Source organism: Pontibacter sp. JAM-7, from assembly GCF_048548695.2.
GTDB lineage: Bacteria > Pseudomonadota > Gammaproteobacteria > Pseudomonadales > Balneatricaceae > Neptuniibacter.
This window is the reverse complement of sequence record NZ_JBLYIF020000060.1, coordinates 1-245: the sequence shown is the minus strand read 5'-3', so window position 1 is coordinate 245 and position 245 is coordinate 1. Positions and strand designations below refer to the sequence as shown.

At 61.2% G+C, this 245-nt stretch carries 1 protein-coding gene; it reads left to right on the top strand.

Annotated features, from left to right (window positions below; all coding sequences use genetic code 11):
- The coding region (locus tag ACFVYJ_RS13875; protein ID WP_463255459.1) for a glycosyltransferase N-terminal domain-containing protein at positions 1–245 on the top strand (245 nt) is incomplete at both ends.

Here is a 245-nt window from a genome sequence, read left to right as displayed (position 1 = left end):
ATGACCGCTACCGGCGCTGCCCGGGCTGAGGCCCTGTTTGGTGATCGGGTTATGCACAGTTTTTGCCCTGATGACCTGCCCCATGCCATGCAGCGTTTTATCCGCCGGGTGAAACCTCGTGGGCTGGGGGTGGTTGAAACAGAGCTTTGGCCGAATATGCTTGCCGCCTGTGCGGCAGCCCAAGTGCCTGGGGGGTTGGCTAATGCGCGTTTGTCAGCACGTTCTGCCCGGGGTTATGCCCGCTT